The organism is Aliiglaciecola sp. LCG003 (assembly GCF_030316135.1).
Taxonomy (GTDB): Bacteria; Pseudomonadota; Gammaproteobacteria; order Enterobacterales; family Alteromonadaceae; genus Aliiglaciecola.
The window spans coordinates 252095-274410 of the sequence record NZ_CP128185.1; the positions used below are offsets into that span (position 1 = coordinate 252095).

The following is a 22316-nucleotide window of genomic DNA, read 5'->3' on the forward strand; positions in this document are numbered from 1 at the left end:
TATAGTCTTCATATGGCCGAGTGGGTTTTTTAACGTCCTATTTGTTTCTTTTCGCGCGGGGATGAGCCCCATCATATACTTTAGCCAAATGTTGAAAATCTAGATGAGTATAAACTTGTGTGGTTGATAGATTTGCATGGCCTAATAATTCTTGAACTGCGCGCAAGTCACCACTGGATTCTAGCATATGGGTGGCGAAAGAATGCCGCAGTTTATGGGGGTAAACTGTCTGGTCTAATTGCTTCTGCTTGGCCCAGAGCTTCATTCGCTTAGCAATTTGACGATGGCTTATACGTCTGCGATGCATGCTCACGAATAACGCTGGTTCATCCTGCGGTGGGTTGAGTTGTGAGCGCACTTTTAACCAATTCTTCAGCCACAAGGCAGCGGTCCGACCCATGGGTAATATCCGTTGTTTATTTCCTTTTCCCCATACCGTTATTTGTCTGTCAGAGTTTATATCGGTTATATCCAATCCAGCCAACTCGGCTAGTCGCAATCCGCATCCGTAGGTTAATTCCATCATAGCGCGGTCACGGATTGCTAGAGGAGAATCGGGATCGATTTCTAATAGTGAGTTAATCTCATCGACATTCAGGTGCTTAGGTAGTGGCTTGCCTAATTTGGGGGAATGTATCACTTTGGCTGGGTTGCAATCTAAAACCTTTTCAGCGATTAAATAATCACAGAAACTTCTCAATGCCGACAAACGAAGTGCAATGGAGCGGGGAGCAAGGTTCTGTCTGCGGCAGTGGCCAAGTACTTTTTTGACGTGGTCAGTATTTAGTTGTGACCAATCCTCTAATTGAATTTGCAAAGCGATTACGTGCAGTTGACGGCGATAATTTTCTATCGTTTTGGCGGATAAATTACGTTCATATTTTATAAATTGAAGAAACTTTTCGAGCCAGGTATTGAGAGGGTGTCCTGATAAATCAGCCATAATTATGGGTTATTTGCTACGGCAGCAGTGGTAACCACTAGTATCCAGCAAGGTTTGGCAACAACACATTTAAAAACTGTTGAAGTTGGGTTATCAATAAAGTATCCATATCTGGGTTGAAATGGCCGGGGTCGTGGCTGGCAATGGCAAGAATGCCTAACTCACCTCTATCGCCGAGTAACATCAGCGCCACCGACTCTACTGATTGATCTGCAAAGAGCAATTGCTTTTCGTGGGAACTAATCCTACCAAAGAAGAAGAATTCTTGTTTAAACCTCTTTTCAATGAATAGCTTACGCTGAATTTCAGGTAGCGCATGGGCACCGCTAAAAGACTTTAGTGTAACTGCAGAAAGCCTCAATCGGTCGAGCATAATATCTTCTAGTTTGTCTTGAACTTCACTGAAAAAACGACAGGTGATAAGCTGTAGGTTCAGGTCGGCATAAATGCGGTATATCTCTTCGTTCTTCTTAGCGATAGCGATTAGCTGACTAAGTTTGTGGGACAGCATTCGGTTCTTTTTACGTAGCTGCTCACTTTGCAATTCAAATAATGAAATGCTGCCCTTTTGCTGATGGGGAAGTTTGAGTTTTTCCGTCAGCTCGGGGAAATCAATAAAAAAATCGGGATGTTGCTCAATATATCGAGCGACATCAAGGCTATTGATATCGGCTACTTGCTCAAAATCAGTCAACATATCCGTTGTTGCCTGTTGTTTTGCTGCTGTATCACTCATAGAAAGAGGGTTCCATCAAATATATGCTCTGCAGGTCCTGTCATCTTAAGTACGTTGTCTTTACCCTGCCAGCGTATTTTCAATGATCCACCAGGTAAGTCTACCTGAACTTCTTTACCAAGTTTACCTTGAATTTGTCCAATTGCTACTGCGGCGCAAGCACCACTGCCACAGGCCAGTGTTTCACCGGCTCCGCGTTCGTAAACTCTTAATTTTATATGACCGGAATCAACAACTTGCATAAAGCCTACATTGACACCTTCGGGAAACCTTTCATGTTTTTCCAAGACTGGGCCAATACCAGAGACATCTGCTTGTTGGATATCATCCACTTCCAAAACACAATGAGGGTTACCCATGGAAACCGCCCCTAACATAAAGGTTTGTTCTTGGGCGCGGATCAAATAAATGCCTTCTTCCTTATTGGCCTTCAATGGAATCTTCGACGGTTCAAACACAGGTCTGCCCATGTTGACCGTAACTAAGCCATCTTTTTCTAAATACAACACCATTTTACCGGCCTTGGTACTGACCACGACCTTATTGCGATTGATTAAGCCTTTAAGTTTGACGAATTTGGCAAAACAGCGCGCGCCATTGCCACATTGCGATACCTCAGTTCCATCAGCATTAAAAATCCGATAATGGAAGTCTTGTTCAGGGTCATAGGGCGGTTCAACCATTAATAGTTGGTCAAAACCAATGCCAAAGTTACGGTCAGCCAATTGTTGTATTTTTTCTTTGGAAAAAAATACATTCTGCGTCACATTATCAATGACGATAAAGTCATTGCCCAAGCCATGCATTTTAGAAAATTGAATTTGCATTAGTACTACTTAAAGTTTTATTACAGCTATATTACGTAACTTTGTACTCACCTTTCCAGAGGTCTTTTAACTTTTCTCGTTCACGGACTAAAATTAGTTGCTTTTTATCAATCATAATTTCAGCCGGTCGACAGCGACTATTGTAGTTCGATGACATCACAAAGCCATATGCACCAGCACTTCTAACTACGAGTAGGTCATTCGGTTCGATAGCCAATTCACGCTCTTTACCAATAAAATCTCCGGTCTCACAAATTGGTCCTACAACATCGTAAATAGCAGCTTTTTTGTCATCTGAGCGTTCTGCCGGGATAATATCTTGCCAAGCTGAGTAAAGTGCGGGACGAATCAAATCATTCATAGCAGCATCAACAATGGCGAAATTCTTCTGTTCGGTTTGTTTAATAAACTCTACTTTGGTGACTAACACCCCTGCATTTGCCATGATGGCACGACCGGGTTCAAAAATGAGCATTAATTCCGGGCGGCTATGCATTCTGGTCATTAATGCTTCAACATATTTATCTGGATGCGGCGGTGTTTCATCTTTATATGCAACACCAAGTCCACCACCCACGTCTAGGTGCTGAATAGCAATACCTTTTGCGGCTAGTTCGTCAATCAAAACCAGCAATCGGTCTAATGCGTCAACAAATGGGGCTAAATCGGTAAGTTGCGAACCTATATGACAATCCATACCGACAATATCCAAATGACTATAGCTGTTTGCCAATTGGTATATTTCGATGGCATTTTCTTTTGCTATGCCAAATTTATTCGCTTTTAGGCCAGTGGAAATATACGGGTGAGTTTTGGCATCAACATCTGGATTGATGCGAATTGAGATCGGGGCTTTAACTTGCAAAGAAGCGGCTACTTGATTGATACGCGCTAGTTCAGGCACAGATTCGACATTAAAACATTTGATTTTGTGTTCTAAGGCGAAGGCAATTTCTTGCTCTGTTTTACCGACTCCCGAAAACACCACTTTACTTGGATCACCTCCAGCTTCGATTACTCGAGCGAGCTCGCCGCCTGAGACAATATCAAAGCCTGAGCCAAGAGCAGCCATAACTGACAGCACACCTAAGTTAGAATTTGCTTTCACTGCATAGCAGATTAGATGATTGTGCGAACCTGCGGCATTATTAAACGCATGCCAATGACGTTCTATTGTTGCCCGAGAATATATGTAGCAAGGTGTGCCAAATTGCTTAGCAATGTCTGCGATTGCTACCTCTTCGGCATGCAGGCTGGTATTGTGATATTGAAAGAAATCCAACTAAGATTGCTCCTCTAATGGATTGGATGGGGTAGCCTGCTCAACTGGTTGTGTATTTTGTTGTTCAGGCAGGTAAAGCTCACCACTTACGCCGCAGCCTCCCAGAACAAAACTTACAATCAGTGTAAGCACTTTAAATTGAATACGTTTTAGCTTTTTCACAGACGACCTATAGAACTAATTTGATAGCCGTATCATCTCACCAAAAGCAGAAAAAACAAGCCGAAAACAGTTGTATTTTCAGCGTGCAATAAATTTTATCGCGAAAGTACTCCCAACGAGGTGTTTAAAATAACAAGATTGCCATTTTCTTCGACATTATAGTGGTGAAAGAAGGCGGTTCTTTTAACGGTGAATACCATTTGCAGGCTATGAAATACGGGGTTTTGACTCTCTGCTAAAATTTACAAATTATGGCCACGACGGCTTGTGTACGTTTTTCATCACCACAGAGGCTGTATTTTTAATTGGGCTAGATCATTATGTGATGGACTATAACGAACTAATTTAACTGCGTGATTCACCTATGAAAATGAACGTGAGAAAGGGGAAGTTAGCTTAACAAGCCCTTGGGTCACATCATCCGGGAAATGAGTTTGGCTCCATAGCTGGTCGCATAGTTCTTTAGTATCTTCCCAGCTCTCATCAAGCAACCAATCAATGAATATATCAGGGTTATTGGGATAACGAATAGGCTGTGGAGATGGTTGTGTTAGCCAGGTATCCACTATTTTAGGATCCAGTGTTGGCATACTCAGACACCGTTGCATGCGCTCCAGCGTGAGTACATTAGAGCTCTGCTCATATTGATTTTGCAGGGGTTTTATCAGGATCTTTTTTCCTAATTGAAGGCATTCACTGGCAAGCTCAAATCCGCCGTTGGCAATGACCCCGCAACAACGAAATAAAGACTGTTGAAAAGCTGCTTTTGATAAAGCTTTCCATTGGATATTTGCGTTACGACGAGCTTGCTTTATCTCTGGGTGATAACACTCAAAACTCAATTGCGGAAATTGCGCGAATAGTTGTTGGATGTCATTGATATTCTCAAAGGGTAAGTACACCAAAATTTTCTCTTCTGCTATAGCGGCATCGACTGTTTCTTCGATAAACGGTGGCATGATTGGAAAACCAAAGTGATACCAATGTACCCCAAGGTGGATATCACAAGGGGCGAATAGCCGCGTAAGAATTCTATCCGTCAAGGTTTGTCCTTGTTTTGGAATTTTATGCTTAAAAGCCGCTTGATGACTCACAGAAATAGATGCCAGATCACTGATTTTAGCAGCCCATGCGGTCACGGGGTCAAAGTCATTAAGCAATACATCATAGTGGCATAAATCCAAACTGCGGACGTCTTTGACCAGTTGCTTCAGCTTAGCCTGTTGCAGGGTTTTCCATCGATTCACGCAGCCATTTTCGGTTACGAATGTTAACCCGGATAACGCTCGGTAATTGCCAAAGACTTGCATATCAAAATAATCTTCAGGGGCCCGTCCACTAAAAATGAAATCGACCTCTATTTCTTCTCTTTTGGCCATTGCTTTTGCCATGACCCTTGCTCTGGCAATATGGCCGTTACCGGTTCCTTGCACACCGTAAAGTATTTTCATAACGCTCACTTATAGTAAAATATACAAACTTAGCGTTGAAATGCTCAATCCTAATATAGCCCCGGCTACAATATCGCTAGGGTAATGCACACCTAACATAACGCGAGAAAGTCCAATCAATCCAGCCCAGATATACACCAGCAGGGTACAACTGGGGTAAAAATTCGCCACTAAGGCGGCCATTAAAAATGCTGCTGCGGTATGACCGGATGGCAAGCTAAATTTATCAGATGGGATAATGTGTGAACGAAAGTTATACAAAAAGTTACAAGGGCGCTGACGTTTGAAGGACTTCTTTAGCACTATGTAAATTGGTAGCTCTAGGCTATAGGCAAGCATTGCTGTATATAGGAAAATGGTTCCATCTTGAGGTTCGAAGGCCCATAACGTTAGCCCGATGAGTAAGTAAATATGCCCATCACCGCTTTTAGAAATGGTTTTAATTAACCAACAGCCTCGTCTGGAGGTGAGACTAAATACAATGTGGAATAGTCTCGTATCTGCTCGGTCAAAAACGTTCATGGAGTTATCTCTGCTTTTTGCTCTCATCACATACAAAGGTTAGCGGGAAGGTATGAACAATTGTTGACAAAATGACGAACTCTTTGTGACAACAACACAATAGTTTTATGACAGTCGATGCAGGGTTGATAACTGAATGGAATACAAGGGACAGTTGTAACACTAATCCTATTTACAAAAGACTTGCTAAGCACTAATCTTAAAATTCACTCAACAGCCTTAGGTATTTTATGGAATATAACACGTCTGAATTGTGCGATTTATTCGCTGACAATGTGGATGTCGTTGATCCGATGTTCATCAATTATGGTGGAAGACTTTCTTATGGAGGGGAGATCACAACGATAAAGTGCCATGAAGATAAAGGTCTGATTGATAAAGTCTTATCCCAATCAGGAAAAGGTAAAGTGTTACTCATTGATGGGGGAGGCTCAACGCGGCGGGCATTAATTGATGTGAATACCGCTCAAATTGCTATCGAACATGATTGGGAAGGCATTGTTTGCTACGGTAGTGTCCGTGAAATTGACCAATTGGAAGAATTAGATATTGGAATTCATGCGATTGCTTCAATACCTGTGAATGCAGCATTTGAGGAAGTGGGAGAGGTTGATATTGCGGTCAACTTTGGCGGTGCCACCTTCTTGCCAGAAGATCATATTTACGCAGACAGTACAGGCATTATATTGTCACCTGAGCCTTTGGATATCGAATAGCTTAACTAAGCATCTCACCATGCATAATGCCTGCTAGTCACGCAGCCTTCGCTCACCGATACCCTCAACGGTAAAGGTGAGCAGACTAAACTTAGTTAAAGGGCTTGGTTTAGGTAAGCCGCAATTCGCACACCAGCCATTTGCAGTCTTCGTTTTACCTGGGGTAAATGCTCGTATTGGTAGCTCCAAGAGAGTTTATCGCCTTCAGGATAGATGCTGCTACGCAATATGGCACTTTCAGTCATCCAGACTTTGGGATCCGTGATGCGCCATTGCTTTGCCTGTTCTGGCGTGATCTTTTGACTTAACCACTTGGTCCATTCGGTATAGGACAATTGTTGTTTATCGATCAAACCGCTATCCCATACTCTGTGTAAATTGCTGTCCTCCCAAAAGAACACCAATTTTACATCATTGCCCCCTTTATCCGTGCCATTGCCAACATGAAGGGGTTGATGTAAATCACCAATAATATGCACAATGAAATGTAGTGCTAGACGTTTCTCATCGGCGCTGGCCTGCGGACTTTTTAAGGTTTGTGTGAACGCTTGCAGCGCAGTGTATGCATCGCCTTGAGGTGGAGCATGCTTGTCAACTAAATAGCTAGTGCCCTCAGGGATGCTGACGTAGTGCCAAGGCGGAGAGGTTTTCTGCCAAAAAGGGGCTGGGTCGGAACGCATTTCGTCAGCATGAGTGGAAATTTCAGCCAAAGATTTGTCAGGATAAAGCGCAGCGATTTTAGCCTTGGCGTCAGCTGAAAGGTATTGTTCAGCAATCTCGCCGGTAACTCGGTGTCCAATTTGGCCCCAAGCCAATGCCTCAGAGCCATAGGTCAGTAGTACTGTTGCGGCAAGTAGGGGCTTTAAGCTGCGCAGGGTAGAACTTATTTTACTGTTCAAAAACATAGTATTAATCTCTAAAAATAGAAGTGTGAATGTGTTATTTTTGATAGCCCCAACGAGGCATTATTTTCTGATCAATATTTAAGTGGTCGAGTATACGTGCCACCACAAAATCGACTAAATCTTGGATTTGCTGTGGGTTATGATAAAAACCAGGGGCAGCAGGCATAATAGTGACACCTAGTTGTGACAATTTGAGCATGTTTTCTAAATGTATTGTCGATAGCGGCATCTCCCTTGGTACTACTATTAACTGCCCACGTTCCTTAATAACCACATCGGCGCCCCGTTCAATCAAATTATCACTTTTACCTGTAGCGATAGCCGACAAGGTGCCAGTAGAACAGGGGCATATAACCATTTGTTTGGGTGCTGCCGAGCCTGATGCAACAGGAGAAAACCATTCATCCTTGCCAAATACTTTGACTTGTTCTGTTTTGGCTGCATATTTTTCAATAAAAAAATCGGCGCAGGCTTGTGGATGGGAGGGCAGTTTTAAGTTTTCTTCGGTAGCAAAGACGACTTTAGCCGCCGAAGAAATCAGCACATAGACTTGATAATTAGCTGCCAGCAAACACTCCAAGAGGCGCAGTCCATAGGGCGCGCCAGATGCACCAGTAAAGGCTAAGGTTATTTTTTGCTCAAAACTCATGATCAGCTAACCGCTCCAATATTTTGTTATGTATTCCGCCAAATCCGCCATTACTCATTATAAGTAAATGATCTTCGGGCTGAATTATTGTCATAATCATCTCCACCAAACTATCAATGTCGGCATAGATGTGAGTGGGTACGTTACTTTGTTGGCAAAGTTCATTCATCGACCAGTTGAGATTATCAGGTTGGAATAACATTACCTCATCGGCCTTGGCCCAAGATTGAGACAAACTATGCTGATGGACCCCCATCTTCATTGTTGCTGAGCGTGGCTCAAGTATAGCAATGATCCTTTGCTTGCCCACTTTGTGGCGCAAACCTTCTATAGTGGTAGCAATCGCAGTTGGGTGGTGGGCAAAGTCATCATAAACGCTTACATCCTTAATAACACCACGCAGCTCCATGCGTCGTTTGGCATTCACAAATGTGCTCAAAGCCTCGATCGCAAGCTCAGGTTTGATACCTGTATGGCGAGCCGCCGCAATAGCCATCAACGCATTATTAACGTTGTGTTGGCCGATAAGATTCCATTCGACCCGTCCGCACTTTTTACCTTCAAACAGCACGTCGAATTCGCTACCGTCTGGGGTTTGGTTGCTACTTAACCATTCTTTGCCCAGGTATTGAGTGTCGCTCCAACAGCCCATCTTTAACATATCTTGCACGTTCTGGTCATTTTCAGGAGATAAAACTAACCCCGTGCTGGGGACGATTCGTATTAAGTGATGAAATTGTTTTTGGATTGCATCAAGGTCGGCAAAGATATCAGCGTGGTCAAACTCTAGATTATTGATAACTAAGGTTCGAGGGCAATAGTGTACAAACTTAGAACGTTTGTCGAAGAAGGCGCAGTCATATTCATCGGCTTCTATTACGAAAAACGGGGCTTCACCTAATCTGGCAGACAAGCCGAAATTCTCGGGGATGCCACCAATTAGAAAACCCGGCTTAAAACCAGCGAATTCTAATATCCAGGCAATCATACTAGAAGTGGACGTTTTACCATGAGTACCGGATGCAGCGATGACCCAACGATGTTTTAACACGTTTTCAGACAACCACTGTGGACCGCTGATGTAGTTGAGGTTGCGGTCCAGAATATATTCGACACAGGGGTTGCCTCGTGACATAGCATTGCCAATGATCACAATATCAGGTTCTGGATCAAGCTGTGCAGGGTCAAATCCCTGAGTTAATTCTATACCAAGCGCTTCAAGTTGTTCGCTCATCGGTGGATAAACATTGGCATCAGAGCCAGTCACTTTATGGCCCATGGACTTGGCTATAGCAGCAATACCACCCATAAAGGTGCCGCAAATACCTAAAATATGAATATGCATAACATCGATTATCAATAAAAAACTTGCGCTAGAGTATCAGACAATTTAACCCCGTTAAAATACAACTCTATTTAATCTGTTTGTTTTAGCTGAGATTTTTGTACAACAAAGGTACAATATCGTCAGACTTACTAAGAGCAACAATAAAAGTCAGCTAAACAGGCTACCCTTACACACTACTAAAATAGGTTTTCATTAGAATGAAACGACTCAATTCACAGTTGCAAGAAGATGGGGCTCCAATGGAGCTGATTTTGTTAATTCGCACGTTGTTAGCTGGTTGCAAAGAAATATCTTTCCGGGTTAGCCAAGGGGCATTAGCCGGCGTATTAGGTTCACTTTTGAGTGAAAACGTACAAGGAGAAACGCAAAAGAAGTTAGACGTGATTTCTAATCAAATCCTCAAAGATATTCTGAAAGAATCAGGTTACGTTAAAGCGATTTCCTCCGAAGAAGAAGACGATGTTGTAGGTTGTCACCCTGATGGTAAATACCTAGTTAGTTTCGATCCCCTTGACGGCTCTTCGAATACAGATATTAATAGTTTAATAGGCACCATATTTTCCATTACTCATGCTCCACAATGGATGCAGCCAGACGATCCTTCAGCTTTTCTGCAGCCGGGTACGCAAATCGTGGCGGCAGGTTATGTTCTTTACGGTCCATCAACAATGCTAGCCATGACCACAGGTAGAGGTACACATCTATATACCTTGGATAAAACCCATGGTGGATTCTTGGTTACTGAAGCAAACATTAGTATTCCAGAGCACACTAAAGAGTTCGCCATTAATAGTTCTAACCAACGACATTGGGAAGAGCCGATGCAAAGTTACGTTACTGATTTATTGCTTGGCGATGAAGGGCCTCGTGGCAAGAACTTCAATATGCGCTGGGTCGGAGCTATGGTTGGTGATATTCATCGAGTACTTTCACGTGGCGGTATATTTGCTTATCCATTTGATAAACGTAACCCCAAGATTCCAGGCAAGTTGCGTTTATTATATGAAGCCAATCCAATGTCATTTTTAATTGAACAAGCAGGCGGTTCAGCCAGCACAGGTGAAGGACGGATATTAGAGGTGATGCCCAGTGAAATCCATCAGCGCATTCCGGTAATTATGGGTTCCAAGGAAGAAGTTGAAGCCTGTCTGGGATACTACAAGTAAACACCTTAATTAGCGGGGCTCTCGCCCCGCTAATGCTTTAGGTTATAGCCCGAATTTAAAACCACGCAAATCATACATTTGCACTGTGTAAATCTTACCTTCACACTCTGTCTCATCGCCAAGTATCTTTATAAATATTTATATTAATCAATGGATTGATTGTCATCTATGCATATGGCATGAAGTTCGCTTACTTTATCTACTCAAGCTTAATTCAGGTCATTCCGAGTTTAGCTAAATAAAATGAAGGAGCGAAGCATGAATAGCAAACCAGTAGCAGGCAGTAAATTCCCCCCTATTTTGGTGAAAACCTTAGAAGACACTGAAACCCTATTAGTCGACGTTGTATATGATCCGAGTGAACAAAGCAGCAAAAAAGGAAACTGGACTATGGTGGTCTTTTACCGCGGTCAACATTGCCCAATTTGCCGAAACTTTTTAAACGCCCTTGATTCGCTGGCAGGCGGTTTTCAAGGAATTAATGTTGATATAGTGGCGGTGTCCGGAGATTCGAAGCAGCAGTTGGAAAAAAATATAGAAGATGATTTAGACGTATCATTTCCCATTTATCACAGCTTGCAGTTAGCAGAGATGAAGAACCTGGGCTTGTATATTTCTGAGCCTGTTTCTGACAGTGAAACAGATCATCTGTTTAATGAACCCGCACTGTTTGTATTGAATGAGCGCAATGAAATTCAACTGGTGGATATTGCAAGCGGGCCCTTCTCACGTCCAAATTTAGACCAATTGTTGCAAGGCTTAACCTACGCACGTGAAAATGATTATCCTATTAGAGGGACTTATTAAGGTACTCAGTTTAGTGAGCAAAGCTTTACGAAATAAAAAAAACCGCTTAATGATATTTAAGCGGTTTTACTTTTATACTTTCTAGTTAGTAAGTACTTAGTAATGGAGCTATCACCAAGCTAACGATGGCCATTACATTAATTAGGATATTCATTGCTGGACCTGAGGTGTCTTTAAACGGATCACCAACAGTGTCGCCAACGACAACTGCTGCATGAACGGCAGATCCTTTACCACCGTGATTGCCTTTTTCAACATACTTCTTGGCATTGTCCCAAGCGCCACCGGCGTTGGCCATCATAAGCGCCAACAATACACATCCTAGCAAAGCCCCGCCTAACATACCGCCAAGTGCGTGAGCACCCAAGCCAAAACCAACAATCGGTGGCACGGCCACGGCTATTACCCCAGGAAGAATCATCTTCTTCAAGGCTGCTGAGGTTGCTATATCGATACAACGACCAGTATCAGGGTCGGCTTCACCTTCCATGAGACCTTTTATTTCGCGGAATTGACGACGGATTTCTTGGATCATTTCAAAGGCAGCATCGCCTACTGCGGTCATAGTGATAGATGCAATCAAGAAGGGTAAAAGACCGCCGATAAACAACCCAATCAATACCATTGGATCCCCAAGATGGAGGGTGAAATTGTCAAACTTCAAAGACAGGGTTTCTACGAATGCTGCAATAATTGCTAGGGCTGCCAAAGCCGCCGCACCGATAGCAAACCCCTTACCTATAGCTGCTGTAGTATTGCCCAATTCGTCAAGAGAGTCGGTTATCTCACGAGTCTCCTTACCAAGGCCACCCATTTCTGCTATGCCACCTGCGTTATCAGCGACCGGCCCATAAGCATCAATTGCCATGGTAATACCAACAGTAGCTAACATGCCTACCGCTGCAATACCTACACCATATAAACCGGACAATTGTGTGGATACATAGATAATTGCACAAATGGTCAATACTGGGATCACTACGGATTGCATGCCAACAGACAAGCCTGTGATCATTACCGTTGCTGGGCCAGTCTCACCTGACTTAGCAATTTTACGTACCGGGGTAGAAGCTGTGTAATATTCAGTCACCAAACCAATTATTATGCCGCCAACTGCTCCGGATAATACCGACCACCACACGTGACTGTTTATGCCGAGATATTGAATAACAAAGAAAGCAGCCAAAATGAAGATAGCCGCTGCCCCCATAGTTCCGGCTCGAAGTGCCACTTCGGGTTTTGAAGCGGACATCATTTTCACCAAAAAGATGCCAGCGATGGAACACAGCAATCCCGTTGAAGCCAACGCTAAAGGTAAGAACATTAACGCCTCTTTACTGCCTAAAATACTGACTGCCATGGTTGAAGCAATGGCGATAGTGGCTATCATTGAACCGCAATAAGATTCAAAAATATCCGAGCCCATGCCAGCCACATCGCCCACGTTATCTCCCACATTGTCTGCGATCACCCCAGGATTGCGAGGATCATCCTCTGGAATACCCGCCTCTATTTTACCGACTAAATCGGCTCCAACATCGGCGCTTTTGGTAAAAATACCACCGCCAACACGGGAAAATAATGCGACTATGGATGCGCCCATCCCAAACCCATGAATCGCGTGAGCGGTCTCAGGGTCACCACCAAAAAACCAATATAAACTGCCTAATCCAAGCAATCCCATTGAAGCAACACATAAACCCATGATCGAGCCGCCAAGGAAGGCCACAGAAAGTGCTTCCGCGGCGCCTTTATCATGGGCAGCTTGAGTGGTACGAACATTCGCTTGAGTAGCGGTAAACATGCCAATATAGCCTGCTAATGCAGAACACGCAGCTCCAGCAACAAATGCGATTGTGGTATTAGTTCCCAACGAAAAGTACAGTGCGACGGCAACTACTAGGGCAAATATAAACAACATTTTATATTCACGATGCATAAAGACCAATGCCCCGTCATGGATCATGGCGGCGATTTTGGCGATAGCCGGATTGGTTACGGGATATTTTTTAACGATAAAGTAAATGATTAGAGCAAAAACTAAGCCTAGTACGCCTAGCGCTGGTGGAATGTAAAATAATTCGGTCATAATGTCTCCAAATAGAGTTGCTATGACACAAAGAGCGACGACTTTCGGACCTTTTTTATCAATTTTTTTCGGCCTGAAACACGCTTTGCGATGTTTTTGTTATGTATCTTAACTTTCATAGTGCTGTGTTAGGAAAGTGATACTTCATTGTTTTGTTAACATATTCTTCACATCTAGCGACGACTATAGCGAGCTTCGGCATAATATTTCAAGCTTTTGCTGATTAATTCGACATATTGTTGAAAAACACCACCATCTTGTTGATGTAACGATTTCATATTGACCACGAAGCCTTTATAATTCTACTCATTCCGTAAAATCTAAACGATAGGTATCACTATGAGCTTAAACGCCGTTCCCGCAGGTAAGAATTTGCCTGATGAAGTCAATGTTATCATTGAAATCCCCGCCCACGCTGATCCAGTTAAGTACGAAGTAGATAAAGATTCTGGCGCAATTTTCGTTGACCGTTTCATGGCAACTTGCATGCACTATCCTACTAACTACGGTTATGTGCCGCATACCTTGTCACTTGATGGTGACCCAGTAGATGTGCTTGTAGTGACACCATTTCCGTTGTTAGCCGGCTGCGTAATTCGTTGTCGTCCGGTTGGCGTGTTGAAAATGACTGACGAATCTGGTGAAGATGCGAAAATATTAGCTGTCCCTGCGGATAAGTTGTCGACTATTTATCGTGGTATCACTGAAATTGATCAGATTCCAGAATTGACTAAGAATCAAATCGAGCATTTCTTTGCCCACTATAAAGATCTTGAGCCAAACAAATGGGTCAAAATCGAAGGCTGGAGCGGTAGTGAAGATGCTAAGAAAGAAATCACTGAAAGCGTAACCCGTTACGAAGAAACAGCAGACAAACCTGCGTTTTAAACTGCTTATGCTGATGACGATTAAGGGTTGACTATAAGTTAGCCCTTTTTTTTTTCACCAGAGTAAGTGTAGTATTTGACAAAGACTTTATTTCTGAGAATGTGTTAACACCTATCTATCTCTAGCGACATCAAATTAACTAAGGTCCGATCATTGTTCAGCTGCTCAATTCGACACAAACCCGAATTTCTACTTTTGGCCATGGCGTTTGTCATGCCACTGGTTTTTGCCGTGTGGGTCGCTTTATTAAATAATTTTGTAGTTGAGAAGGCTCAGTTTACCGGAGTAGAAATTGGTTTATTGCAGAGTTTTCGCGAGATCCCGGGGTTTTTAGCCTTCACGGCGGTATTTTTACTGTTGGTGATTAAAGAACAAACATTGGCGCTACTGGCGCTGGCTGTGACCTCTATAGGTGTTGCAATAACGGGCTTGTTTCCGTTTGAAATTGGACTGTATTGCACTACTGTTATCATGTCTATTGGTTTTCACTACTTTGAGACAGTGAATCAATCACTCACTTTGCAGTGGTTGGCGAAAGACAAGGCCGCCAAATTTATGGGTCAGCAACTAGCAGTAAAGAGTTTTGCATCTCTGTTTGCTTATGGGGCTATTTGGTTATTGATGGATTATGTCGGAATTGAATACCACACCATGTATTTGCTGGCTGGAGGACTCGGACTGGTGGTAGTTGTGAGTATTTGGTTGTTCTTTGCTAATTTTCAACAGCCATCGGTTCAACATAAGCACATGTTTTTGCGCAAGCGTTATTGGCTGTACTATGGACTCACTTTTTTAAGTGGTGCCAGACGACAAATATTTATGGTGTTTGCCTCTTTTATGATGGTGGAAAAATTTGGCTATTCTGTCGGTGAAATTAGCCTGTTATTTATCATCAACTATGTATTTAACCTGTTCTTTGCAACTAAGATAGGTGGCTGGATCGCTAAAGTGGGTGAAAGAACCGCTTTGACAGTCGAGTATATAGGCCTAATATGCGTGTTCGCCTGTTATGCAGTGGTCAGTGATCCATTCTGGGCGGCAAGTTTATATGTGGTAGATCACTTGTTTTTTGCCATGGCCATCGCGATGAAAACCTACTTTCAAAAAATCGCTGACCCGAAAGACATAGCAGCGACGGCTGGGGTAAGTTTTACCATTAATCATATTGCTGCTGTGGTAATCCCTGCATTGTTAGGGGTTGTGTGGATAACATCGCCCCAGCTAGTATTCTATATTGGTGCAGGCTTCGCAGTCTGTTCGCTGATATTGGCCTGTAATATTCCCACATTGGCAGCACAGGGTAATGAAGTTAGATTGAACCCTTTTGCTTGGGCTAATAAAAAATCATCACTCAATTCAACCATCTGATCTGAAAGAGGTAAAACGTGTTTAATTGGTTAAGTCTACTCTTATGCTTTAGTTGTTGCAGCGTGGCAGCCCAGCCATTGGAGCTTTTTTGGGAAGATCTCGTGCCAGAGGGCTATGTGGCACCTCCTATCGACCTCGATCATACTGCAAACATGTCGCAACAACAGTTGAATGCTCCGGTAGTAGACAAATATGATAATCAATTGGTTAAGATCCCTGGTTTCGTAGTGCCTTTAGAAGGTGATGCAGAAAAAGTGACTGAATTTTTGTTGGTGCCATTTTTTGGTGCCTGTATTCATGTACCGCCGCCTCCGCCTAACCAGATAATTTATGTGAAGATTCCCCAAGGAGTGCCGATAGTTAACCTATCAGACGTGGTTTGGGTGGTAGGAATACTATCTAGCAAAAGTTTAAGTACCGAATTAGCGACGGTTGGATATACCTTACAAGGTCAGGAAGTTTTACCCTATGATGGATAAGCATAGATTTTTTAAAGCCTATTATATCAAATTGCTCTTAGGTGCTTTTCATGTGTCCATTATTAGCTATACTGCGCGTAGATATCTAATAAAAACTTCTTATATTTCAATAAATTTAAACTTTTAGACACAACAAGGTGAGTTTATGAATATCCTGTCCAAAATGTCTATTGCACAAAAAATGTTCCTGATCCCAATATTAGGCACTTTAAGCTTCGCTTTATACTTAGCTATCACCACCATAGTTGCACTAAATAATGTTGAATTATTGGAAAATGCCAGTGACATTCAATTTCCCGCATTACGTGCATCTAGTCGAGCTTTGGTTAACATGGAAAAAGTCCGAGACAAGTTAAGTAGTGCAGTGACCACCGGTGATGAAGAAGAATTACTTGCAGCAGCTGATTATGCAGAAGAAACCAGAAAGCTACTTAACCAATTAAAATCCACTGTTCCCTCTCTAAGCTCCGAAGCCAATGGTATTTTGAACAACTTTAACGCTTATAATAATGTGGCCTATGGGTTTGTTAAATCTATGATAGACAACACCCTAGATGTAGCCAAAATGGGTGAAATTTCTACTCAGATGAATAACAACTATGATCAGGCGCAACAATCATTAGTAGCCTTTGAGAATGCCCGTTTAGAAGAGTTTAAGCGAGCAATTTCAGAGGCGAATACACAGGCCAACCTGCTTATTTGGGTAGGCGTGATTATGGCCCTGGTCACTACAATCCTGCTGTTTGCTACTGCAATCCCTATTGTTAACGGTATCAAAGGCAGTATTGTTAAAGTGGTTGACTCCCTTAGAGATATTGCCCAGGAAGATGGTGATTTAACGGTCCGGATTGAGAAAAATAGCAATGATGAAATCGGTGACCTAGTACACTGGTTTAATATGTTCATGCAAAAACTGCAAGGGGTGGTCAAGGATATCGTGAACGCGTCTCTACCTCTATCTGAGCTGGCTCAAAACCTGAACCAGTTAACAGATGACACCAATAAAACGATTGAAGTTCAGCAATCCGCCGCCGCTCAAGCTAAGAACGCAGTAGATAACATGACACACAGTGTTAATGCTGTTGCTACTAATGCTGCAGAAGCCGCCAATGCTGCTGGTGATGCCTCAGGCGCAGCGAGTGATGGCCAGTTAGTAGTAAACCATACGGTTAATAGTATCCAGCAACTTGCTGCTAACGTGCAGGAAACTGCGGAAGTGATTAGAAAGCTGGAATCTGATTCTAATCAGATAGGTGTTGTATTGGATGTAATTAAAGGCATCGCAGAGCAAACTAATTTGCTAGCACTTAATGCAGCCATTGAAGCAGCTCGAGCGGGTGAACAAGGCCGTGGTTTCGCAGTTGTTGCTGATGAAGTTCGTACTTTGGCGTCAAGAACTCAGCAGTCCACAGAAGAAATTCAAGCCACGATCGAACAGCTACAAGGCGCAGCACGTTCAGCGGTAAGTGTTATGGCTAAAGGTACAGAGCAAGCAGATGAGAGTGTCGAAACGGCTTATAAAGCAGGTGCGAGCTTAGGAGTGATTACCGAAACAATCAGTAAAATCACCGCTATGAATGACCAAATAGCGGCATCTACAGGTGAGCAACAGAGAGTGGCTGATATGATCTCTTCCAATGTAGATGAGATTCATCGTCGCACACAAGAGACATCTTCCAGTTCAAGTAAGCTAGCGTCAGTAAGCTCGGAGTTGGCTCAGTTAGCCCAGCATTTAGAAGCCATCACCAAGCAGTTTAAAGTGTAAAGTGATTGACGGTAGGCTGCACTTCCGTCAAATAGCTAGCCAATTTTGCAGTTTGCTAACCGGTGTAGATTTTATCAGCGGGATTGAACAACACCCAAGAGGTTAAAATATACTTATCATTGGAGACCGGAACATTACCGCGATGGGTGTGAGTGAAATAAGCTGGCGCTATGACCATCGAACCTGCTTTGGGTTGTATTGCTCTGTCTTGATAATAAAAATCCGTTTCTCCCCCTTCTTCAACATCATTCAGATAAAACATAAATAGCAGCATGCGGTGCAAGGCATCATTGTGACCGGCTTGCGGGTAGACCTCTGAGTGCCAATAAGGATAGCCGCCCTGTTGGGCATTATATTTTTGCGCATTTATATCACCAATGCGAAATAAATACTGTACTAAGTTAGGTAAGTTGGCCTTGCCCACAGAGGCAAAATTATCTTGGGTTAATTTAACTGGCTTGCCGGTGCTCGGGTCAGCTACTGTAAGTCCAATAGGTCCAATTAATGCGAAGAAGTATTTTTCGAAATAACTAATCAATTGATTTGAGAGTAAGGGTAATAAAGCATGATACTCAGCTTGGAACTCAATATTTCTTACTACAGAAACATCTAAACTGCGTTTTTTGTCAGTATCTACGCCACCACCAGTTTGGCCCGTGGCGGTGTTTTTACTCGCTTCGAATTGGGTAATAAAGCGCTTGCATAATTCACTAGGCAATACATTATCGATAACTTCAATAAAATCCGTTTTCATGCCAAATCCTATTTTTTACTCAGGTCAATATAGTGACTCATTAACTGCTCTCGTATTGCAGGCTCGATGGCAACTGCTTTTTGTGAACCATAATCAAATCTAACCAAAGTTGCCGTGCCTTCGGCACACAATTTGTTCTGTTGCCAGACTTGTTGATAGGTTTCAAAAGAACTGTTGCCGATGCGACTCACATAGGTACGGATTTCCACCTCTTGTCCATAAAAAATTTGGCTAACAAAATCCACTTTATAGCTGGCAAGGATCAAAGGCCAGTTAGTCAAATCGAGCTCAGGCGTAAACATCTTGAATATCGGTTCACGACCCGCTTCAAACCAACCCACAACAACGGTATTACTCACATGAGCCAATCCATCTGTTTCGTAGAACCTAACTTTAAAATTCTCTGTTAACATCTTTCGATCCACGCTGGTATTACTATTTAGTGTAAGCTAACTCTTTTCTGGATAAAGGCCTTTAGCCTTTATCCAATATGGCCTTCAAGAAGTGAGCGGTATGAGATTTATCTTCTTGGCAGACTGCTTCAGGCGTACCTTGAGCGATAATTTGTCCACCGCCAGAACCGCCTTCAGGTCCCAAATCTATTATCCAATCGGCAGTTTTAACCACATCAAGGTTATGCTCGATAACTACCACAGTATTACCATGATCACGCAGTCGGTGCAGTACCTGCAGAAGTTGCTTAATGTCGTGGAAATGCAGACCAGTAGTGGGTTCATCCAAAATATACAAGGTTTGCCCGGTATCACGTTTAGATAGCTCTTTGGCTAATTTTACTCGTTGGGCTTCACCACCGGATAAGGTGGTGGCGGATTGGCCGAGTCGAATATAGGATAAGCCCACGTCCATTAAGGTTTGCAGCTTGCGAGAAATTGCCGGTATAGCGTCAAAAAACTCTCTAGCATCTTCCACTGTCATATTTAAAACTTGGTTGATGTTCTTACCTTTGTAGGTTATTTCTAAGGTTTCCCGGTTGTAGCGTTTACTGGCACACACATCACAAGGTACATACACATCAGGTAAGAAGTGCATTTCGACTTTTATTAAGCCATCACCCTGACAAGCTTCGCAGCGTCCGCCCTTGACATTAAAGCTGAAACGGCCGGGCTTGTAGCCCCGTGAGCGTGACTCTTGGGTCCCAGCAAACATCTCTCTGATAGGCGTAAATATTCCGGCATAAGTGGCAGGGTTTGAGCGCGGGGTGCGTCCAATCGGACTTTGGTCGATATCCACAACCTTGTCTAATTGCTCTAGTCCTTCAATGCTCTTATACGGAGCTGCTTCCCCGGTCGTTGCGCCATTGAGGGCATGGTGAGCAAGGCGGTAAAAGGTATCATTGACTAAGGTAGATTTGCCTGACCCTGATACCCCTGTGACACAGGTCATCAAACCAATGGGGACATGCAAATCCACGTTTTGAAGATTATTCCCGGAGGCTCCCTTCAACTTCACCCATTTGTCATCTTTGTTAATGTGACGTTCACTGGGGATCTCAATTTTTTCACGTCCAGACAAGTATTTACCGGTAAGTGAGTCTTCACTATCTAGTATATCCTGCAATGACCCTTCGGCAACAATATGACCACCGTGCACACCTGCGCCAGGGCCAATATCTACTACGTAATCTGCTTCTCGGATGGCATCTTCATCATGCTCTACCACGATCACTGTGTTACCCAAATCACGCAGGTGACGCAGGGTTTTAAGCAATCTTTCATTGTCACGTTGGTGCAAACCGATAGAAGGTTCATCCAGTACATACATGACCCCAACTAAGCCAGCACCAATTTGACTCGCTAAGCGAATCCGTTGCGCTTCACCACCAGACAAGGTATCAGCACTTCTAGACAGGGAAAGATAGTTCAGACCCACATTGACCAAAAATGTCAGACGGTCATTAATTTCTTTTAGTATTTTTTCAGCGATTTGAGCTCGTTGCCCGGTCAAGTCCATGCGGTCAAAGAAGGTTAAGGCTTCTGCAATAGACATTTCGGTAATAAACGGCAGTGGTGTCTCTTCAATAAAGACATTACGGGCTTCTAATCTTAAACGCGTACCGCCACAGCTATTACAGTGTTGTTGGCTTAAATATTTAGCCAATTCTTCTCGAACAGCATTTGATTCGGTTTCACGATAACGGCGCTCCATATTTGGAATTATCCCTTCAAAGGGATGCTTGCGTTCCATGATGTCGCCACGATCGTTGATATATTTAAATTTAATTGCGGTGCCTTTACTACCAAACAACACAATGTCTTTGGCTTTCTGATCAAGCTCAGCATAAGGGTCAGCTAAACTAAACTCATAGTGCTCAGCAACCGCTTGGAGCATTTGGAAATAATAGTAACTACGTTTGTCCCATCCACGAATGGCACCACCGGATAAACTCAGCTCATTGTTAGTAATAATTCTAGAGGGGTCAAAAAATTGTTTGGTACCTAGTCCATCACAGGTCGGGCAGGCCCCTGCAGGGTTATTAAAGGAAAACAGTCTGGGCTCTAATTCGGCCATGCTGTAGCCGCAATGTGGGCAAGCAAAGTTGGCCGAGAAGACTAACTCTTCTTTACTATTGTCATCCATAAAGGCGACTTTGGCCGTGCCACCTGAAAGTTGCAATGCGGTTTCAAAAGACTCGGCCAAGCGCGTTGCTAAGTCATCACGGACTTTAAACCGGTCGACTACCACTTCGATGGTATGTTTCTTATGTAAATCTAATTCAGGGGGATCAGACAAATCACAGACTTCACCATCGATACGTGCGCGAATAAACCCTTGAGCAGCTAAACCTTCAAGGGTTTTAATATGTTCGCCCTTGCGTTCTTGAACGACAGGAGCCATCAACATTAACTTGGCGCCTTCTTCCATATCGAGTACACGATCAACCATCTGGCTGATGGTTTGAGCGGCTAGTGCTACATGATGAGTTGGGCAGCGGGGCTCACCCACACGGGCATACAATAAACGCAGGTAATCATAGATTTCAGTTATTGTGCCCACTGTTGAGCGTGGATTATGCGAGGTAGACTTTTGCTCAATGGAAATAGCAGGCGATAGCCCTTCAATATGATCAACATCAGGCTTTTCCATCATCGACAAAAATTGTCTGGCATAAGCGGAAAGTGACTCAACATACCGACGCTGGCCCTCAGCGTAGAGTGTGTCAAAGGCCAAAGAGGACTTGCCGGATCCTGACAGTCCAGTGATAACAATCAATTTATCCCGTGGCAGGGTGATATTGATGTTCTTCAGATTGTGGGTGCGGGCACCCCTAACTTCGATTTTATCCATGGATTCAGAATGCTACCTGACGAAAACATCCAGTATTACATATTTGCAAAAATTGCTCTATTACCAACGTCATTATACGCCTAAATAATTGTATTAAAGGTTATCAACACATACCTGTAGCTAACCAGAAAAGATCAATCAAGGCTAATCGCT

21 protein-coding genes are annotated in these 22316 nt (G+C 43.2%); 7 read left to right on the top strand and 14 right to left on the bottom strand.

The features are described from left to right. Positions 1-37 precede the first annotated feature (37 nt). From QR722_RS01080 to QR722_RS01110, 7 genes are all read right to left on the bottom strand, one after another. Positions 38-943, bottom strand: coding sequence for a tyrosine recombinase XerC (locus QR722_RS01080; RefSeq protein ID WP_286284916.1), 906 nt, complete (start codon positions 941-943; stop codon positions 38-40). A gap of 37 nt (positions 944-980) precedes the next feature. Further along, a complete protein-coding gene (locus QR722_RS01085; RefSeq protein WP_286284917.1) occupies positions 981-1679 on the bottom strand; it encodes a DUF484 family protein in 699 nt (232 codons plus the stop codon). Then, positions 1676-2506 (bottom strand): diaminopimelate epimerase, encoded by an 831-nt coding sequence (dapF, locus tag QR722_RS01090; protein WP_286284918.1) that lies wholly within the window; start codon positions 2504-2506, stop codon positions 1676-1678. The genes QR722_RS01085 and dapF overlap by 4 nt, the downstream gene beginning before the upstream one ends. Positions 2507-2537: 31 nt before the next feature. Next, entirely contained in the window at positions 2538-3788 is a 1251-nt protein-coding gene (gene lysA, locus QR722_RS01095) for a diaminopimelate decarboxylase (protein ID WP_286284919.1), read from the bottom strand. Next, a complete protein-coding gene (lptM, locus tag QR722_RS01100) occupies positions 3789-3950 on the bottom strand; it encodes an LPS translocon maturation chaperone LptM (protein WP_286284920.1) in 162 nt (53 codons plus the stop codon). 362 nt (positions 3951-4312) lie between these two features. Next, positions 4313-5401, bottom strand: a complete 1089-nt coding sequence (locus QR722_RS01105) for an MJ1255/VC2487 family glycosyltransferase (protein WP_286284921.1) — start codon at positions 5399-5401, stop codon at positions 4313-4315. Between the two features lie 9 nt (positions 5402-5410). Next, complete coding sequence (locus QR722_RS01110; RefSeq protein ID WP_286284922.1) at positions 5411-5923, bottom strand: phosphatase PAP2 family protein; 513 nt, start codon at positions 5921-5923, stop codon at positions 5411-5413. Positions 5924-6153: 230 nt separating this feature from the next. On the opposite strand from QR722_RS01110, the gene rraA reads away from it, so the two are divergent. Next, entirely contained in the window at positions 6154-6639 is a 486-nt protein-coding gene (rraA, locus tag QR722_RS01115) for a ribonuclease E activity regulator RraA (RefSeq protein ID WP_286284923.1), read from the top strand. A 95-nt stretch (positions 6640-6734) separates the two neighbouring features. On the opposite strand, the gene QR722_RS01120 is transcribed toward rraA, so the two are convergent. From QR722_RS01120 to mpl, 3 genes are read right to left on the bottom strand one after another with little or no spacing between them, the layout of a single operon-like run. Beyond that, complete coding sequence (locus QR722_RS01120; protein ID WP_286284924.1) at positions 6735-7544, bottom strand: S1/P1 nuclease; 810 nt, start codon at positions 7542-7544, stop codon at positions 6735-6737. A 34-nt stretch (positions 7545-7578) separates the two neighbouring features. Beyond that, positions 7579-8193 (bottom strand): flavin prenyltransferase UbiX, encoded by a 615-nt coding sequence (locus QR722_RS01125; RefSeq protein WP_286284925.1) that lies wholly within the window; start codon positions 8191-8193, stop codon positions 7579-7581. Further along, positions 8183-9538 (bottom strand): UDP-N-acetylmuramate:L-alanyl-gamma-D-glutamyl-meso-diaminopimelate ligase, encoded by a 1356-nt coding sequence (mpl, locus tag QR722_RS01130; RefSeq protein ID WP_286287499.1) that lies wholly within the window; start codon positions 9536-9538, stop codon positions 8183-8185. The genes QR722_RS01125 and mpl overlap by 11 nt, the downstream gene beginning before the upstream one ends. A gap of 200 nt (positions 9539-9738) precedes the next feature. On the opposite strand from mpl, the gene QR722_RS01135 reads away from it, so the two are divergent. Both QR722_RS01135 and QR722_RS01140 read left to right on the top strand, forming a co-directional pair. After that, entirely contained in the window at positions 9739-10707 is a 969-nt protein-coding gene (locus QR722_RS01135; RefSeq protein WP_286284926.1) for a class 1 fructose-bisphosphatase, read from the top strand. 258 nt (positions 10708-10965) lie between these two features. Next, entirely contained in the window at positions 10966-11514 is a 549-nt protein-coding gene (locus QR722_RS01140; protein WP_286284927.1) for a redoxin domain-containing protein, read from the top strand. Between the two features lie 85 nt (positions 11515-11599). Here the strand turns inward: QR722_RS01140 and QR722_RS01145 are convergent, their stop codons facing one another. Continuing rightward, a complete protein-coding gene (locus QR722_RS01145; protein WP_286284928.1) occupies positions 11600-13603 on the bottom strand; it encodes a sodium-translocating pyrophosphatase in 2004 nt (667 codons plus the stop codon). Between the two features lie 339 nt (positions 13604-13942). On the opposite strand from QR722_RS01145, the gene ppa reads away from it, so the two are divergent. From ppa to QR722_RS01165, 4 genes are all read left to right on the top strand, one after another. Continuing rightward, entirely contained in the window at positions 13943-14491 is a 549-nt protein-coding gene (gene ppa / locus QR722_RS01150) for an inorganic diphosphatase (protein ID WP_286284929.1), read from the top strand. Positions 14492-14692: 201 nt separating this feature from the next. Further along, positions 14693-15859: an MFS transporter gene (locus QR722_RS01155; RefSeq protein ID WP_353506905.1), complete on the top strand. Its 1167-nt coding sequence runs from the start codon at positions 14693-14695 to the stop codon at positions 15857-15859. Between the two features lie 17 nt (positions 15860-15876). After that, complete coding sequence (locus QR722_RS01160) at positions 15877-16338, top strand: DUF3299 domain-containing protein (protein ID WP_286284931.1); 462 nt, start codon at positions 15877-15879, stop codon at positions 16336-16338. A gap of 145 nt (positions 16339-16483) precedes the next feature. Next, complete coding sequence (locus QR722_RS01165) at positions 16484-18103, top strand: methyl-accepting chemotaxis protein (RefSeq protein WP_286284932.1); 1620 nt, start codon at positions 16484-16486, stop codon at positions 18101-18103. A gap of 55 nt (positions 18104-18158) precedes the next feature. Here the strand turns inward: QR722_RS01165 and QR722_RS01170 are convergent, their stop codons facing one another. The 3 genes from QR722_RS01170 to uvrA form a co-directional block, all read right to left on the bottom strand. Further along, positions 18159-18857, bottom strand: coding sequence for a 2OG-Fe(II) oxygenase (locus QR722_RS01170; RefSeq protein ID WP_286284933.1), 699 nt, complete (start codon positions 18855-18857; stop codon positions 18159-18161). Positions 18858-18865: 8 nt separating this feature from the next. Continuing rightward, entirely contained in the window at positions 18866-19270 is a 405-nt protein-coding gene (locus QR722_RS01175) for an acyl-CoA thioesterase (protein ID WP_286284934.1), read from the bottom strand. A 61-nt stretch (positions 19271-19331) separates the two neighbouring features. Then, entirely contained in the window at positions 19332-22163 is a 2832-nt protein-coding gene (gene uvrA, locus QR722_RS01180) for an excinuclease ABC subunit UvrA (RefSeq protein ID WP_286284935.1), read from the bottom strand. Positions 22164-22316 lie beyond the last annotated feature (153 nt).

Coding starts and splice junctions, on each gene's coding strand:
- QR722_RS01105 (WP_286284921.1), bottom strand. CDS start 5,401: ATGAAAATACTTTACGGTGTGCAAGGAACCGGTAACGGCCATATTGCC.
- uvrA (WP_286284935.1), bottom strand. CDS start 22,163: ATGGATAAAATCGAAGTTAGGGGTGCCCGCACCCACAATCTGAAGAAC.
- dapF (WP_286284918.1), bottom strand. CDS start 2,506: ATGCAAATTCAATTTTCTAAAATGCATGGCTTGGGCAATGACTTTATC.
- mpl (WP_286287499.1), bottom strand. CDS start 9,538: ATGCATATTCATATTTTAGGTATTTGCGGCACCTTTATGGGTGGTATT.
- QR722_RS01085 (WP_286284917.1), bottom strand. CDS start 1,679: ATGAGTGATACAGCAGCAAAACAACAGGCAACAACGGATATGTTGACT.
- QR722_RS01140 (WP_286284927.1), top strand. CDS start 10,966: ATGAATAGCAAACCAGTAGCAGGCAGTAAATTCCCCCCTATTTTGGTG.
- QR722_RS01125 (WP_286284925.1), bottom strand. CDS start 8,193: ATGAGTTTTGAGCAAAAAATAACCTTAGCCTTTACTGGTGCATCTGGC.
- rraA (WP_286284923.1), top strand. CDS start 6,154: ATGGAATATAACACGTCTGAATTGTGCGATTTATTCGCTGACAATGTG.
- QR722_RS01155 (WP_353506905.1), top strand. CDS start 14,693: ATGGCGTTTGTCATGCCACTGGTTTTTGCCGTGTGGGTCGCTTTATTA.
- QR722_RS01145 (WP_286284928.1), bottom strand. CDS start 13,603: ATGACCGAATTATTTTACATTCCACCAGCGCTAGGCGTACTAGGCTTA.
- QR722_RS01080 (WP_286284916.1), bottom strand. CDS start 943: ATGGCTGATTTATCAGGACACCCTCTCAATACCTGGCTCGAAAAGTTT.
- ppa (WP_286284929.1), top strand. CDS start 13,943: ATGAGCTTAAACGCCGTTCCCGCAGGTAAGAATTTGCCTGATGAAGTC.
- QR722_RS01170 (WP_286284933.1), bottom strand. CDS start 18,857: ATGAAAACGGATTTTATTGAAGTTATCGATAATGTATTGCCTAGTGAA.
- QR722_RS01175 (WP_286284934.1), bottom strand. CDS start 19,270: ATGTTAACAGAGAATTTTAAAGTTAGGTTCTACGAAACAGATGGATTG.
- QR722_RS01135 (WP_286284926.1), top strand. CDS start 9,739: ATGAAACGACTCAATTCACAGTTGCAAGAAGATGGGGCTCCAATGGAG.
- QR722_RS01110 (WP_286284922.1), bottom strand. CDS start 5,923: ATGAACGTTTTTGACCGAGCAGATACGAGACTATTCCACATTGTATTT.
- QR722_RS01120 (WP_286284924.1), bottom strand. CDS start 7,544: ATGTTTTTGAACAGTAAAATAAGTTCTACCCTGCGCAGCTTAAAGCCC.
- QR722_RS01165 (WP_286284932.1), top strand. CDS start 16,484: ATGAATATCCTGTCCAAAATGTCTATTGCACAAAAAATGTTCCTGATC.